Origin of the sequence: Streptomyces capitiformicae, from assembly GCF_002214185.1 — a bacterium.
In the GTDB taxonomy this organism is placed as follows: Bacteria; Actinomycetota; Actinomycetes; order Streptomycetales; family Streptomycetaceae; genus Streptomyces; species Streptomyces capitiformicae.
This window is the reverse complement of sequence record NZ_CP022161.1, coordinates 231893-246647: the sequence shown is the minus strand read 5'-3', so window position 1 is coordinate 246647 and position 14755 is coordinate 231893. Positions and strand designations below refer to the sequence as shown.

The following is a 14755-nucleotide window of genomic DNA, read 5'->3' as shown; positions in this document are numbered from 1 at the left end:
CGACCTACGGCTTGCGCCCCACCCCGCCGAAGCAGTCCACCTCCCACGGCTCCTCGGAGTCACCCCGCTCGGCCCGCCACTGGGCCACGGACCGCAGCCCCGGCTCCAGCAGCTCCAACCCGTCGAAGAAATGGGCGAGTTGCTCGGGGGAGCGGTTGACGCGCGGGTTGTCGCTCGTCTTGTTCCAGTGCTCGACCATGGCCCGCATCGCCTCCGGCCGGTACACCTCCGTGCTGTCGCCGAACACCAGATGACTTCCGGCGGGCAGGGCGCCCAGCAGCCTGGCAACGATGTCGTACGCGCTCTCGTCGGGCACATGGGCGGCGACGCCGAGCAGGATCAGGGCGACGGGGCGGGTGAGATCCAGCGTGCGGGCGGCCTGTTCGAGGATGGTGTCCGGATCGCGCAGGTCGGCGTCGATGTAGGAGGTGGCGCCCTCGGCGGAACTGGTGAGCAGGGCCGTGGCGTGGGCGAGGACGGTCGGGTCGTGGTCGACGTAGACGATCCGCGTGTCGGGAGCGATGCGCTGGGCGACCTCATGGGTGTTGTCCACCGTGGGCAGACCGGAACCGATGTCGAGGAACTGGCGCAGGCCCGTCTCCTCGGTGAGGTGTGTGACGGCTCGGCGCAGAAACGCCCGCTGGGCGCGGGCGATGTCGACGATCTGGGGGTTCGTCCTGCGGATCTCGTCACCGACCTGCCGGTCGATCTCGTAGCAGTCCTTGCCGCCCAGCCAGTAGTTCCAGATCCGTGCCGAGTGCGGCACTCCGCTGTTGATCACCGGAGGACGGCCATGTGACATGGAAACTCCCCGAGTTGCCGTTTGCAGTCCCCATCCAACGTAGCAAGATCACCGCGCGGATGATCAGTGGGCGGACGACTTGGGCGACCGCCCACCGTCGAGATCCGGCCGCACTCACGCGGGTGAGGTGACGATTCCGCGACGAATGGTGCCGTACTGGTGCGGTCGCGCGCCTATCCGCGCCGGGCGCACGCGGGTACACGTTCTGCATGGGGGACAACGGGGGAAGCCGCCGCCCATGGTGGCGCACGTGGATGAACATGAACACCGACGAGGGCGAGGGCGAGGGCACGGGGGCCGAGCGGTGGCCCGAGAGCCTGATCGACCTCGTCCCGCCGAAGTACGAGAGCCTCTACATCCGGCTCGGGGACGCCTTCCCCGAGCAACTGCTCCAGCTCCAGGTGCTGCACAGCGCCTCGCAGCGGGCCTTCGAGGCCGGCACGCGGAACGCGCTGAGGCGCACCACCGGCTGCGTGCTCCGCGCGGTGCTGCGGGACCCGAGACTCGCCGACTCACCGCCCGACAGACACGTCGGCGAGTACCTCGACGAGGAGATCGTCGGCCTGAAGGCGAGACTCGCTCAGGACCGGGCCGTCGCCATGAGCCGCGGTCTGAACTACGGCCTCGCCGTGGGCGCGTTCGTCAGCACGGTGCTGCTCTGCGTCCCGCTGCTGTGGGGCGCCCGCATCCTCGACGCGCTGGCGGGCGTGACGCTGAGCTGCCCCGACCGCTGGAGCCTCCTCGGGGCCTTCGTCTGCGGTGGCGTCGGCGCCTTCGGCGCGGTGCTGAGCGTCCTGGTCCGGCTCCGCAACAGCGGTGACGAGCTGACCCGACGCAAGGTCAACGGACATGAAGGGGTCGTGGCCCCGGGGGAGTTGTACCGCAGCATGCGGCACGAGGGCGTCTACCGGGTCTTCGTCGGCTGGATCCTCGCCCTCGCTGTGCACTTCCTCCTCACCGCCGGCTTCGTCACCTTCATCGACCTGCCCGCCACGCCCGCCGACATCTGCGCGGCGAACGGAGGCTCCGGCGCCGGCACCGACTTCTGGGGCTTCTGGTGCGCCGTGGGCTTCGTCGCCGGCTTCAACGAACGCTGGGCGTACGGCCTCCTGGGCCGCGAGAGCACCTCGAAGAAGAACAAGCCGTAGCCCGTACTGGTCAGTCGCCGCCGCCGGTCACCAGCACCACCTCGAGCGTGCGCGGACCGTGTACCCCCTCCACCCGGTCGAGCTCGATGTCACTGGTGGCGGATGGGCCGGAGATCCAGGTCAACGGGCGTGTCGGATCGAGGCGTTCGAGGGCCTGGGGGACCGACGAGACGACCTGATCCGGCACGCGTACGACGCAGATGTGATGGTCGGGCACGAGCGTGATCCGGCGGCGGCCCTGGTCGGGGGAGCCGTCGAGGACGATCGTGCCGGTCTCGGCGATGGCGAGGGCGCAGGCGGTGACGACGCTGTCGACCTGGTCCAGCTCGTGGGGAGTGCTCTCCACCCGGTCCGCCACGCGTGCCGCATCGGTCCCCGCCAGCCACTCCTGCGGCAACCCCGGTGGCACGAGGACCGACGAGGACCCGTGCGCGGCGAGCAGCCCGGCGATGGTTCCGGCGAGCCCGTCGGTGTCCGTGCGGTGCACGAGCGCCCGATAGTCCGCCAGGTTCTCCGCCAGCAGCTCCACCGTCTCCTCGACGATCCGGTCACCGTGCTCCCGCAGATAACCGCGCGGAACGGCCTGCTCGTACGGCGTGTCGTCCGGCCGTACGTCGGCGAGGGCGCGCCGCACCCGCCCCAGGATCAGCTCCCTGCTGCTCACTTCGTACCCTCCTGCTTGCCGCCGTTGGTACGTCCGCCGTTCGTACGCTGCCACCAGTCGCGGAACGGCTCCGCGGGCACCGCGGGCAGATCACGGCTCGCGCTCCACGCCTTGCCGGGCCCCGGCAGCGTCCGCGGATGGAGGCGACGGGTGCGGGACGCGAGCCGCTGCCCGGTGCGCAGCGCGCCGGGGTGACTCAGCGCCCAGCGTGCCGCGCGCATCGCCGCCCGCTCGGCGGCATGCCCCTTCGCGGGCTTGAGCACGACCTTGTTGCCCTTCTCCGTCGCCGGGCCGCCCTGCGCGACCCGCTCCCTCAGGTGCACGAGCACCTCCGGGATGTCGATGGCGACCGGGCACACCTCGTAGCAGGCGCCGCACAGCGACGAGGCGTACGGCAGCGAGGCGTCGATCTCGCTTGCCGTGCCCCGGAGTTGAGGGCTGAGGATCGCGCCGATCGGGCCCGGGTAGACCGAGCCGTACGCGTGGCCGCCCGCCCGTTCGTACACCGGGCAGACGTTGAGACACGCCGAGCAGCGGATGCAGCGCAGGGCCTGGCGGCCGACCTCGTCGGCGAGTGTGTCGGTGCGGCCGTTGTCGATGAGGACCAGGTGGAAGGTGCTCGGCCCGTCCTCGTCGGTGGTGCCGGTCCACGTGGAGGTGTACGGGTTCATCCGCTCGGCCGTCGAGGAGCGGGGGAGGGTCTGGAGGAAGACCTCCAGGTCCTGCCACGTCGGCACGATCTTCTCGATGCCGACCACCGAGATGAGCGTCTCGGGGAGGGTGAGGCACATCCGGCCGTTGCCCTCGGACTCCACGACCACCAGCGTGCCGGTCTCGGCGACCATGAAGTTCGCGCCGGAGACCCCGACCTTGGCGCGCAGGAACTTCTCCCGCAGATGCAGCCGCGCGGCCTCGGCCAGCTCGGCGGGCGTGTCGGTGAGGCCCTCGGGGGCCGGGCGGCCCCACTCGCTCATCTCGCGCGCGAAGATGTCCCGGATCTCGCCCCGGTTGCGGTGGATCGCCGGAACGAGGATGTGCGACGGCCGGTCCTTGCCCAACTGCACGATGAGTTCGGCGAGATCGGTCTCGTAGGCGTGGATGCCCTCGGCTTCCAGCGCCTCGTTGAGCCCGATCTCCTGCGTCGCCATCGACTTGACCTTGACGACCTCGCTCTCCCCGGTCGCCTTGACGAGATAGGTGACGATCCGGTTCGCCTCGTCGGCGTCGGCGGCCCAGTGCACGGTGCCGCCCGCCGCCGTGACCGACTCCTCCAACTGCACGAGGTACCGGTCGAGATGACGAAGCGTGTGGTCCTTGATCCGCTTGCCGGCCTCACGCAGCTCCGCCCAGTCCGACACCTCCGTGACGGCCTTGGCGCGTTTGCCGCGGATCGTGTGGGTGGCGTGGCGCAGATTGCCGCGCAGGGTCGTGTTGTGCACGGCCTCGTGCGCGGCCTTCGGGAACGCCGGCATCCCGACGAAGGTCCCGCTCATCCCAGGGGCTCCTCTTCCGTACTCGCCAGAATCTCGGCGATGTGAACCGGACGCATCCCGGTCCGCAGCCGGGCCATCGTGCCGCCGATGTGCATGAGACAGGAGTTGTCGGCGGCGCACAGCACCTCGGCACCCGTCGACTCGGCGTTGCGCACCTTGTCGGCACCCATCGCCGCCGAGACATCTGAGTTCTTCATGGCGAACGTGCCACCGAAGCCGCAGCACTCCTCGGCGCCGGGCAGCTCCACCAACTCCAGCCCCTTCACGGCCTGGAGCAGCCGCCGGGGCCGCTCACCGAGCCCGAGGCCCCGCAGCCCATGACACGTCGGGTGGTAGGTCACCTTGTGCGGGTAGTACGCCCCGACGTCCGTCACTCCCAGCACGTCCACCAGGAACTCGGTCAGCTCGTACGTCTTCGGCACGACCGGCGCGAGCGTCCGGGCCAGGGTGTCCCCGCGCCCCTCCGCCCGGGCCCGCTCACCCATCCGGGGGTACAGCTCCCGCACCATCGCCCCGCAGGAGCCGGACGGCGTCACGATCGCCTCGTACTCCCGGAAGACATCGGAGAACTTCCGGGCCAGCGGCTCCGCCTCATGCCGGTACCCGGTGTTGTAGTGCGCCTGCCCGCAGCAGGTCTGACCCATCGGGAAGTCGACATCGACACCCAACCTGGTCAGCAGCTTCACCACGGCACGGCCGGTGTCCGGATAGAGCGTGTCGTTGACACAGGTCAGGAACAGAGCGACACGCATCGCGGCTCCTCGGGGTCGATCATCGGATGGGTGAAGAGTACGACGCGCACACGCGTACGGGGAGGGGGCCCGCCGACCCTTACCCGGCGGGCCGGGCCGGGTCGGGCTCACTTCTCGGCGAGCCTGGCCTCCGCCGCGTGCCAGGCCGCCGGGTCGCCCTGCGGCTCGTAGCGCACCAGCGGCTGGGTACGGGCGAGGAGTTGCCGCATGGAGGTGCGGTCGCCCACCAGCCCGTGTGTCCGGGCCTGGACGAGGATGTTGCCCAGGGCCGCCGCCTCCGCCGGTCCCGCCACCACCGGCAGCCCGCAGGCGTCGGCGGTGAGCTGGCAGAGCAGGGCGTTGCGGGTGCCGCCGCCGACGATGTGGACGACGTCCACGGGGTGGTCGGCGAGCGCCTGGGCCTCGGCGACGGCCCGCCGGTGGGCGAGCGCCAGCGAGTCGAGGATGCACCGGGTGATCTCGGCGGGCGTCCCGGGAACCGGCTGCCCCGACTCCCGGCACGCCTCGGCGATCCGCTCGGGCATCCGCCCGGGCGCGAGGAACGCCGCGTCACCCGCGTCCACGACCGACCGCAGCGCGGGCACCCCCGCCGCGGCCCGCAGCAGCTCGCCGAGATCCGGGTCGCCCCACTCCCGTACGCACTCCTGGAGCAGCCACAGCCCCATGATGTTCCGCAGGTAGCGGACGGTGCCGTCGAGCCCCAGCTCATTGGTGAAGTTGGCGGCCCGGCTCGCCTCGGTCAGCACCGGCGCGTCCAGCTCCAGGCCCGCCAGGGACCAGGTGCCGGTGCAGATGTACGCGAACCGTTCCCCGGTGGCCGGTACGGCCGCCACCGCGGAGGCGGTGTCGTGCGACCCGACGGTCGTCACCGGCACCGGCCCGCGCAGCCCGGTCTCGTCCAGCACCCGCTGCTGGAGCCACCCCGCCGGATCGCCCGGCCGCCGCAGCGGCGCGAACAGCTCCAGATCGATCCCGAGCCGCGCCGCCACGTCGTACGACCAGTCACGCGTGCGCGGATCGATCAGCTGGGTCGTGGAGGCGTTCGTCAACTCCGTCCCGAACTCACCCGTGAGCCAGTACGTGAGCAGATCCGGGATGAGCAACAACCGCTTGGCACAGGCCAGTTGGGCGGACGACCGGGCGGCGACCAGCTGGTACAGCGTGTTGAACGGCGCGAACTGCAACCCGGTCGCCGCGTACAGCTCGGCGGCCGGCACGGTCGCCCACACCTTCTCCGCGACGCCCTCGGTCCGGGTGTCCCGGTAGTGCACCGGGTTGCCCAGCAGGGCCCCGTCGGCATCCAGCAGCCCGTAGTCCACGGCCCAGCTGTCGATGCCGACGGAGTCGACCTGCCCGGCCGCCTTCAGCCCGTCGAGCACCCCCGCGTACAGGGAGAGGACGTCCCAGCGCAGCCCCTCGGGCGTGCGCACCGGCCGGTTCGGGAACCGGTGCGCCAGGGCGAGCTCCAGCGAGTCCCGTCCCGCGCGGCCGACCATGACCCGCCCGCTGGACGCGCCCAGGTCGACCGCCGCGTACGACTTCACCGACCCGCTCATCGCAGGAAGGCGGCGGCGACGCCGGCGTCGACCGGGACGTGCAGACCGGTGGTGTGCGTCAGCTCTCCGCCCGTCAGCGCGAACACCGCGTTCGCCACGTGCTCCGGCAGCACCTCACGCTTGAGGATGGTCCGCTGCGCGTAGAACTCGCCCAGCTTCTCCTCCTCCACCCCGTACACGGCGGCCCGCTTGGCACCCCAGCCGCCCGCGAAGATCCCGGACCCGCGCACGACCCCGTCCGGGTTGACGCCGTTGACCCGGATGCCGTGCTCACCGAGCTCGGCGGCGAGCAACCGCACCTGGTGCGCCTGGTCGGCCTTGGTGGCGGAGTACGCGATGTTGTTGGGACCGGCGAAGACGGCGTTCTTGGAGGCGATGTAGACGATGTCGCCGCCCAGCCCCTGCGCGATCATCACCCGCGCCGCTTCCCGCGACACGAGGAAGGAACCACGGGCCATGATGTCGTGCTGAAGGTCCCAGTCCTTCGCGGAGGTCTCCAGCAGCGGCTTGGAGATGGAGATACCGGCGTTGTTGACCACCAGGTCCACCCCGCCGAAGGCCAGCGCGGCAGCCTTGAAGGCCGCGCCGATCTGCTCCTCGTCCGTCACGTCGACGGTCACGGCGACGGCCTTGTCCGGTCCGCCCAACTCCTCGGCGACGGCGGCGGCGTTGTCACCGTTGAGATCGGCGACGACGACGCACGCGCCCTCGGCGACGAGCCGATGCGCGATGGCCTTGCCGATCCCGCTGCCCGCACCCGTCACCAGCGCGACCCGCGTCGCGAGCGGCTTCGGCTTCGGCATCCGCTGAAGCTTGGCCTCCTCCAGCGCCCAGTACTCGATGCGGAACTTCTCCGACTCCTCGATCGGCGCGTACGTCGAAACGGCCTCGGCGCCTTGCATGACATTGATCGCGTTGACGTAGAACTCACCCGCGACCCGCGCCGTCTGCTTGTCCTTGCCGAAGCTGAACATGCCCACACCCGGGATCAGCACGATCGCCGGGTCGGCGCCACGCATCGCGGGCGAGTCGGGCTCGGCGTGCCGCTGGTAGTAGGCGGCGTACTCCTCGCGGTAGTCGGCGTGCAGCTCCTTCAGCCGGGCGATCACCGCGTCCAGGTCGGCGGTCGGCGGCAGGTCGAGCACGAGCGGCCGGACCTTCGTACGGAGGAAGTGGTCGGGGCAGGAGGTACCGAGGGCGGCGAGCCGCGGGTGCTCGGCGGCGGCCAGGAAGTCGAGGACGACCTCGGAGTCGTTGAAGTGCCCGACCTGAGGCTTGTCCTGCGAGGCGATGGCCCGGATGTGCGGGGCGAGGGCCGCGGCCCGCTCCCGACGCTCGGCGGTGCCCAGCGCCTCGTACCCCGCGATGACCGGCCCGAAGGGCTCCGCCTTGCCCTTCTCCTCGAGGAAGGCCTCGGCGGTACGGATGATGTGCAGCGAGTTCTTCTCGCACTCCTCGGCGGTGTCCCCCCAGGCGGTGATGCCGTGCCCACCGAGGACGCACCCGATGGCCTGCGGGTTGGCCTCCTTGATGGCAGCGATGTCCAGCCCCAGCTGGAAGCCCGGCCGACGCCAGGGCACCCACACCACACTGTCCCCGAAGCACTCGGCGGTCAGCTTCTCCCCATCGGCGGCACAGGCCAGCGCGATCCCGGAGTCCGGGTGCAGATGATCGACATGCGCCGCGTCCACGAGACCGTGCATGGCCGTGTCGATCGACGGCGCCGCCCCACCCTTCCCATGCAGGCAGTAGTCGAACGCGGCGACCATCTCGTCCTCGCGCTCCACCCCCGGATACACGTCGACGAGCGCCCGCATCCGGTCCAGCCGAAGGACGGCCAGCCCGGCCTCGGTGAGCGTGCCCAGGTCACCCCCGGACCCCTTCACCCACATCAGCTCGACGTCACCACCGGTGACGGGGTCCGTCTCGGTCCCCTTGGCGGACGCGTTTCCGCCGGCGTAGTTGGTGTTACGGGGATCGGCGCCAAGCCGATGGGAACGAGCAAGAAGGGCAGCAGCTTCGGGATGGGTTGCCATGGAGGTTCCTAACTTCTTGAACTTACGTGAGTGGGGTGCGCCCCGAAGGGGCGCGGGGCTGTGTTTGACTTTGCGGCTCCGCCGCGCGGGCGCGACCAGCCACATTCGGCCCGCAGTCCGCACACAACAGATGCAGGCAGACGCTTACGCTCCCCAACCCGCCTGTTCTCCCCCGACCCGCTCCTCAACGATCTTCGAAGCCCATCCGGACCGGCGGTAAGCCTCCATGGGCTCGGGGTCCAGCCCCATCTCTTCCCGCACCTCGCGCAGCAACGGCCGCACATCCGTGTTGTACGCGTCCATCAGCACGGCATTCGCACCGAGCACATCACCGGAAGCCTGAGCTGCGGCCAAGGCCCCCCGGTCCACCAGCAGCGCCTTCGCCGTCGCTTCCTGCACGTTCATCACCGACCGGATGATCGCCGGGATCTTCGCCTCGATGTTGTGGCACTGATCGAGCATGAACGCGACCTCAGGGGTGAACCCACCCCCACGCACGACCTCGTACATGATCCGGAACAGCTGGAACGGGTCGGCCGCACCCACCATCAGATCGTCATCGGCGTAGAAGCGGGAGTTGAAGTCGAACGCCCCGAGCTTCCCCTCCCGCAGCAGCGTCGCCACGATGAACTCGATGTTGGTGCCCGGCGCGTGGTGCCCGGTGTCGACGACGACCTGCGCCTTGGGCCCGAGCTTGAGGCAGTGGGCGTAGGCGGTACCCCAGTCCGGCACATCGGTCGTGTAGAAGGCCGGCTCGAAGAACTTGTACTCCAGCAGCATCCGCTGCCCGTCACCGAGCCGCTCGTACACCTCGGCGAGCCCATCGGCGAGCCGGTCCTGGCGCTCACGGATGTCATCCTGGCCGGGATAGTTCGTACCGTCCGCGAACCACAGTTTCAGATCCCGCGACCCGGTCGCGTCCATGATGTCGATGCACTCCAACAGGTGATCGACGGCCTTGCGGCGGATCGCCGCGTCCGGGTGGCAGATGCTGCCCAGCTTGTAGTCGTCATCCTGGAAGGTGTTCGAGTTGATGGCGCCCAGCTTCACACCACGCTGCTCCGCGTGCTTCGCGAGCTCTGTGTATCCGTCGGAGCCGTCGACCTTGTCCCAGGGGATGTGGAGCGCCACGGTCGGGGCCACGCCGGTGAACTCGTGCACCTTGCCGGCGTCGTCCACCTTCTCCCACGGGGTGCGCGGCACACCCGCCTGAGCGAACACCTTGAAGCGCGTCCCGGAGTTTCCGTACGCCCACGACGGCGTCTCAATGGCCTGTGTCTTGAGGGCGGCCTTCACCGCGGCGAGCTCGGTCACGTCAGGGCTCCTACCGGCTTCGATGTCTGAAACGATTCAGCACGGGAAACTATGAGCGACTCGCCAGACTGTCAACCCCCCCTGGTCGATAGCGCTTTCCGCGACACTGTTGCGCCCTCTCATATCGAAAAAATTTCGGCCGGAACCCATTGACGTGACCTGCGTGTGGTGCCTAACGTCCCGGCAACCAAGTTGAAACCTTTCACGACGCAGTGAGGGCCCTGCCTTCCGCCACCGGCGTCGTCGAGGAGCCCTCATGACCCACCGGTCCGACACGGGTCCGGCCCCCGTCCTCGCGTTGAAGGGCATCTCCAAGTCCTTCGGCGCCGTACGCGCCCTGCGGGACGTGTCCTTCGAACTGTTCCCGGGTGAGGTGCACGCCCTCGCGGGAGAGAACGGCGCGGGCAAGTCGACCCTGATCAAGACCCTCGCCGGGGTGCACCGACCGGACTCCGGTCAGGTGCTCCTCGATGGTGAGCCCACGGTGTTCCACGGTCCGGCCGACGCCCGGGACGCGGGCATCGCCGTCATCTACCAGGAGCCCACGCTCTTCCCCGACCTGTCGATCGCCGAGAACATCTTCATGGGCCGCCAGCCTCGGCGCGCCCTCGGCCGTATCGACCACAAGGCCACCCACGCGGCCACCCTCGCCCTGATGCAGCGGCTCGGCGTCGAACTCGACCCCGACCGCCCCGCGCGCGGCCTCTCCATCGCGGACCAGCAGATCGTCGAGATCGCCAAGGCGCTCTCCTTCGACGCCCGCGTCCTCATCATGGACGAGCCGACCGCCGCCCTCACCGGCAGCGAGGTCGCCCGCCTCTTCGGCGTCGTCCGTACCCTCCGCGAGCAGGGCTCGGCGGTCCTCTTCATCTCGCACCGGCTGGAGGAGATCTTCCAGATCTGCCAGCGGGTGACCACACTCCGGGACGGCGCCTGGATCTCCAGCGAGCTCCTGGACGGCATGACCGAGGACGACCTCGTCCGCCGCATGGTCGGCCGCGACCTCGACGAGCTCTACCCCAAGCAGGAGGTCGAGCCGGGCGAAGTCGCGCTGAGCGTACGCCGGTTGACCCGCGAGGGCGTCTTCACCGATGTCTCCTTCGACGTCCGGCGCGGCGAGATCGTCGGCCTGGCCGGACTCGTCGGCGCCGGTCGTACGGAGGTGGCACGGGCCGTCTTCGGCATCGACCGCTGGGACGCGGGTGAGGTCGACGTCGACGGGAAGGCACTCACGAACGGTGCCCCCTCCACAGCCATGGCCGCCGGCCTCGCGCTGGTCCCCGAGGACCGCCGCGCCCAGGGCCTGGTGATGGACATGTCCATCGAGCGGAACATCGGTCTGACCGGTCTGCGTACGACGGTGAAGGCCGGCCTCATGGACCGCGGCGCCGAGCGCAGCCGCTCCCTCGACTGGGCGGTCAAGCTCCAGGTCAAGTACGCCCGGATCGCCGACACCGTCAACGCCCTGTCCGGCGGAAACCAGCAGAAGGTCGTCCTCGCCAAATGGCTCGCCACCGGGCCGAAGGTGCTGATCGTCGACGAGCCCACCCGAGGCATCGACGTCGGTACGAAGGCCGAGGTGCACCGGCTGCTGAGTGAGCTCGCCGCCGACGGCGTCGCCGTCCTGATGATCTCCTCCGACCTGCCCGAGATCCTCGGCATGGCCGACCGCGTGCTCGTGATGCACGAGGGCCGGCTGACCGCCGAGATCCCTCGCTCCGAAGCCACCGAGGAAACCGTGATGGCCGCAGCCACCGGGAGGGCCGCCGCATGACGGTGACCACCCCTGAGAAAACCCCCGTCGCCGAGGTGCCCAAGTCCAGTGGCACCCGGCTGGTGGACCGCGTCTTCAAGATGCGTGAACTCGCCATCCTGGCCGTCTTTCTGGTGATGATCGTCGTCACCCAGCTCGGCAACAGCGAGTTCCTCACCGAGCAGGGCATCAAGGACCTGCTGCTCAACGCCACCATCCTGGTGCTCGTCGCCGTAGGGCAGTCACTGGTCGTCATCACCCGGAACGTCGACCTGTCGGTCGGCTCCACCCTCGGCATCAGCGCCTTCGCCGCCGGTACGTATCTCCAGGGCGGCGGCAACGCGGTCGTGGCCGTGGCCCTCGCGGTCCTGATGGGCATCGGCTTCGGTCTGCTGAACGGCCTGCTCGTCAGCCTCGGCCAGGTGCCCGCCCTCGTGGTCACCCTCGGCACGCTGTACATCATCCGGGGCATCGACTCCATCTGGGTCGGCTCCCGGCAGATCACCGCGGCCGACCTGCCCGACGGCTTCGTGGACTTCGGCTCCGGCGGTATCTCCGCGGTGCCGTACCTGGCGCTGATCGCCCTGGCGGTGCTGGTGGCGACGGCGTACTACCTGAAGCACTTCGGCAGCGGCCGTGAGCTGTACGCGCTCGGCTCCAACCCCGAGGCCGCCCGCCTCGCCGGTATCCAGGTCCGCAAGCGGATCCTGGTCGCCTACACCTTCTGCGGTGCCCTCGCCGGCCTCGCCGGAGCGCTGTACCTGGCCCGGTTCGGCAACGTCGACTCCAGCACCGGCAACGGCTATGAACTCACCGTCGTCAGCGCGGTCGTGGTCGGCGGCGTGGTCTTCACCGGCGGCTCCGGCAGCGTCTACGGGGCGGCTCTGGGCGCCCTGCTGCTGACCTCCATCAACAGCGTGCTGCCCGCCCTCGGCGTCAGCTCGGTGTGGGTGCTGGCGATCAACGGCATCCTGCTCATCCTCGCCATCGCCGTGGACCGCGTGGTCGCGCTGCGGGTGGCGACCGCCCTGAAGAAGAGGAACGCCCGCCATGGCTGACTCCACCCTGTCGCGCGTGGGTCGCTGGTCCGCCTTGAAAAGGTGGGATTCAGCCGTCGGCGCCCTCCTGATCGTCGTGCTCCTGCTGTCCTTCGGTACGGTCGACGGCTTCGGCAACGCGCTCAACCTGTCCTTCCTCATCGGCAACACGCTGCCGATCGCGCTGATCGCCCTCCCGATGACCCTGCTCGTGGTCTCCGGCGAGATCGATCTGTCGGTCGCCTCCACCGCCGGTCTGTCCGGCGCGGTGATGGGCGCCCTGTGGAACCAGGGCATGACCATCGAGACGATCATCCCGATCTGCCTGCTCCTCGGCGTGGTCTGCGGACTGATCAACGGCCTGCTGGTCACCCGGCTCGGCCTGTCCTCCCTGGCCGTCACCATCGGTACCCTCGCCGCCTACCGGGGCATCGCGCAGATCGTGCTCGGCTCCGACGCGGTGACCGACTTCCCCACGCAGTACCTGGACTTCGCGGCCGGCCGGATCGGCGACAGCTTCGTCCCGCAGGCCTTCATCCCCTTCCTGGTGCTGCTCGTCATCGCCGTGGTGGCCCTGCACCTCACCCCGTTCGGACGCTCCCTCTACGCGATCGGCGCCAGCGAGGAGGCCGCGCGCTTCTCCGGCATCCGCGTCAAGCGACAGAAGCTGGTCCTGTTCACGGTGACCGGTCTGATGGCATCCCTCACCGGCATCTTCTGGGCCCTGCACTACGCCAGCGCCCGCTTCGACAACGCGACGGGGCTCGAACTCTCCGTGGTGGCCGCCGTATTGCTCGGTGGCATCGACTTCGACGGCGGCAAGGGCACGCTCGGCGGCGCGATCGCGGGAGTCTTCCTGCTGGGCACGCTGCAGAACGTGATGAGCCTCTCGGATGTCTCCGCCCAGTCGCAGATCGTCGTCACCGGCGTCCTGCTCGTCCTCTCCGTGCTCGGCCCCCGGGCCGCACGTCAGATCTCCGTCGCGAGAGCCGGCCGTAGAGCGGCCTCAGCGCCGGTGCCAAAGGCGCCCACTCCAGCCTCCTGAACGGCTGGGCCCCCACCGCCGACCTCGTACACGCTCACCCGCCCGTCCTCCGCAACAAAGGAACCCTCATGCGCAAGGCAACCCTCCGCCGCTCCTGTGCGGCCCTCGCCGCCGTCACCTCCTTCGCCCTCGCCGCCACCGCCTGTGGTGGCACCACCAAGGAGGACGTCAAGAGCGACGCCGCCTCGGCGAGCGCCACCGGCAAGGCCGACCCGAACGCCGAGCTGAAGAAGGGCCTGACCGTCGGCTTCCTGCCCAAGCAGGTCAACAACCCGTACTTCACCTCCGCCGACAAGGGCGGCGAGGCGGCCCTGAAGGAGCTGGGCTCCAGCTACAAGGAGGTCGGCCCGTCCAGCGCGACGGACACCTCCGGCCAGGTCTCCTACGTCAACACGCTCACCCAGCAGCAGGTCGACGCGATGGCGGTCTCGGCGCAGGACCCGGGCGCCCTGTGCACCGCCCTCAAGCAGGCCATGAGCAACGACATCAAGGTCGTCACCTACGACTCCGACACCAAGCCGGAGTGCCGCAACGCCTTCGTCTCGCAGGCCGGCGCCGAGGACCTGGGCCGCACCGAGGTCCAGCTGCTCGCCGAGCAGATCGGCTACAAGGGCGAGATCGCGATCCTGTCGGCCGCGCAGACCGCGACGAACCAGAACATCTGGATCGACTTCATGATGGACGAGCTCAAGGACCCGAAGTACAAGGACATCAAGCTCGTCAAGACCGTCTACGGTGACGACGACGCCCAGAAGTCCTTCCAGCAGACCCAGGGCCTGCTCCAGGAGTACCCGAACCTGAAGGGGATCATCTCCCCGACCACGGTCGGCATCAAGGCGGCCGCCCAGTACCTGTCGGGCTCCAAGTACAAGGGCAAGGTCAAGCTGACCGGCCTCGGCACCCCGAACGACATGCGCAAGTACGTCAAGAACGGCACCGTCGAGGCGTTCGAGCTGTGGGACCCGGCGAAGCTCGGCGAGCTGGCCGCCCGTACCTCGGTGGCGCTGGTCTCCGGCCAGATCACCGGTCAGGAGGGCGAGACCTTCACCGCCGGTGACATGGGCGAGTTCACCATCGGCAAGGACGGCGTGATCAGCCTCGGCAAGCCGACCGTCTTCAACAAGGACAACATCGACCAGTTCAACTTCTAGTCGT

Annotated in this window: 12 protein-coding genes; 5 read left to right on the top strand and 7 right to left on the bottom strand. The window is 69.5% G+C overall.

From position 1 onward, the window contains the following. Nucleotides 1-4 precede the first annotated feature (4 nt). Nucleotides 5-802, bottom strand: a complete 798-nt coding sequence (locus tag CES90_RS01030; RefSeq protein WP_189781973.1) for an SAM-dependent methyltransferase — start codon at nt 800-802, stop codon at nt 5-7. 254 nt (nt 803-1056) lie between these two features. Between CES90_RS01030 and CES90_RS01025 the strand changes: the two genes are divergently transcribed. Continuing rightward, complete coding sequence (locus CES90_RS01025; protein ID WP_229913700.1) at nt 1057-1950, top strand: hypothetical protein; 894 nt, start codon at nt 1057-1059, stop codon at nt 1948-1950. Between the two features lie 10 nt (nt 1951-1960). Here the strand turns inward: CES90_RS01025 and CES90_RS01020 are convergent, their stop codons facing one another. From CES90_RS01020 to rhaI, 6 genes are all read right to left on the bottom strand, one after another. Then, entirely contained in the window at nt 1961-2614 is a 654-nt protein-coding gene (locus CES90_RS01020; protein ID WP_189781975.1) for a LutC/YkgG family protein, read from the bottom strand. Continuing rightward, nucleotides 2611-4107, bottom strand: coding sequence for a LutB/LldF family L-lactate oxidation iron-sulfur protein (locus CES90_RS01015; protein ID WP_189781976.1), 1497 nt, complete (start codon nt 4105-4107; stop codon nt 2611-2613). Before CES90_RS01015 ends, CES90_RS01020 begins: the two co-directional genes overlap by 4 nt. Beyond that, nucleotides 4104-4859, bottom strand: coding sequence for a (Fe-S)-binding protein (locus tag CES90_RS01010; protein WP_189781977.1), 756 nt, complete (start codon nt 4857-4859; stop codon nt 4104-4106). Before CES90_RS01010 ends, CES90_RS01015 begins: the two co-directional genes overlap by 4 nt. Before the next feature lie 107 nt (nt 4860-4966). Beyond that, on the bottom strand, nt 4967-6415 hold the full coding sequence (locus CES90_RS01005) for a rhamnulokinase (protein WP_189781978.1): 1449 nt from the start codon (nt 6413-6415) through the stop codon (nt 4967-4969). Next, nucleotides 6412-8451, bottom strand: coding sequence for a bifunctional aldolase/short-chain dehydrogenase (locus CES90_RS01000; RefSeq protein ID WP_189781979.1), 2040 nt, complete (start codon nt 8449-8451; stop codon nt 6412-6414). Before CES90_RS01000 ends, CES90_RS01005 begins: the two co-directional genes overlap by 4 nt. Before the next feature lie 144 nt (nt 8452-8595). Continuing rightward, the gene (gene rhaI, locus CES90_RS00995) at nt 8596-9765 is read right to left on the bottom strand and encodes an L-rhamnose isomerase (protein ID WP_189781980.1); all 1170 of its coding nucleotides are present in this window, start codon (nt 9763-9765) and stop codon (nt 8596-8598) included. 256 nt (nt 9766-10021) lie between these two features. On the opposite strand from rhaI, the gene CES90_RS00990 reads away from it, so the two are divergent. The 4 genes from CES90_RS00990 (at nt 10022) to rhaS (ending at nt 14751) form a co-directional block, all read left to right on the top strand. After that, the gene (locus CES90_RS00990; RefSeq protein ID WP_189781981.1) at nt 10022-11539 is read left to right on the top strand and encodes a sugar ABC transporter ATP-binding protein; all 1518 of its coding nucleotides are present in this window, start codon (nt 10022-10024) and stop codon (nt 11537-11539) included. Next, complete coding sequence (locus tag CES90_RS00985; protein ID WP_189781982.1) at nt 11536-12576, top strand: ABC transporter permease; 1041 nt, start codon at nt 11536-11538, stop codon at nt 12574-12576. Before CES90_RS00990 ends, CES90_RS00985 begins: the two co-directional genes overlap by 4 nt. Further along, nucleotides 12569-13600, top strand: a complete 1032-nt coding sequence (locus tag CES90_RS00980) for an ABC transporter permease (protein ID WP_189781983.1) — start codon at nt 12569-12571, stop codon at nt 13598-13600. The genes CES90_RS00985 and CES90_RS00980 overlap by 8 nt, the downstream gene beginning before the upstream one ends. A 68-nt stretch (nt 13601-13668) precedes the next feature. Then, nucleotides 13669-14751 carry a rhamnose ABC transporter substrate-binding protein gene (gene rhaS, locus CES90_RS00975; protein ID WP_189781984.1) on the top strand — a complete coding sequence of 361 codons (1083 nt, stop codon included), beginning with the start codon at nt 13669-13671 and terminating at the stop codon, nt 14749-14751. Nucleotides 14752-14755: the final 4 nt, after the last annotated feature.

What these genes read in the sequence shown, in the direction of transcription:
- CES90_RS01030 (WP_189781973.1), bottom strand. Translation starts at nt 802, where the DNA reads ATGTCACATGGCCGTCCTCCGGTGATCAACAGCGGAGTGCCGCACTCG.
- CES90_RS01025 (WP_229913700.1), top strand. Translation starts at nt 1,057, where the DNA reads ATGAACATGAACACCGACGAGGGCGAGGGCGAGGGCACGGGGGCCGAG.
- CES90_RS01015 (WP_189781976.1), bottom strand. Translation starts at nt 4,107, where the DNA reads ATGAGCGGGACCTTCGTCGGGATGCCGGCGTTCCCGAAGGCCGCGCAC.
- CES90_RS01010 (WP_189781977.1), bottom strand. Translation starts at nt 4,859, where the DNA reads ATGCGTGTCGCTCTGTTCCTGACCTGTGTCAACGACACGCTCTATCCG.
- CES90_RS01005 (WP_189781978.1), bottom strand. Translation starts at nt 6,415, where the DNA reads ATGAGCGGGTCGGTGAAGTCGTACGCGGCGGTCGACCTGGGCGCGTCC.
- CES90_RS01000 (WP_189781979.1), bottom strand. Translation starts at nt 8,451, where the DNA reads ATGGCAACCCATCCCGAAGCTGCTGCCCTTCTTGCTCGTTCCCATCGG.
- CES90_RS00990 (WP_189781981.1), top strand. Translation starts at nt 10,022, where the DNA reads ATGACCCACCGGTCCGACACGGGTCCGGCCCCCGTCCTCGCGTTGAAG.
- CES90_RS00985 (WP_189781982.1), top strand. Translation starts at nt 11,536, where the DNA reads ATGACGGTGACCACCCCTGAGAAAACCCCCGTCGCCGAGGTGCCCAAG.
- CES90_RS00980 (WP_189781983.1), top strand. Translation starts at nt 12,569, where the DNA reads ATGGCTGACTCCACCCTGTCGCGCGTGGGTCGCTGGTCCGCCTTGAAA.
- rhaS (WP_189781984.1), top strand. Translation starts at nt 13,669, where the DNA reads ATGCGCAAGGCAACCCTCCGCCGCTCCTGTGCGGCCCTCGCCGCCGTC.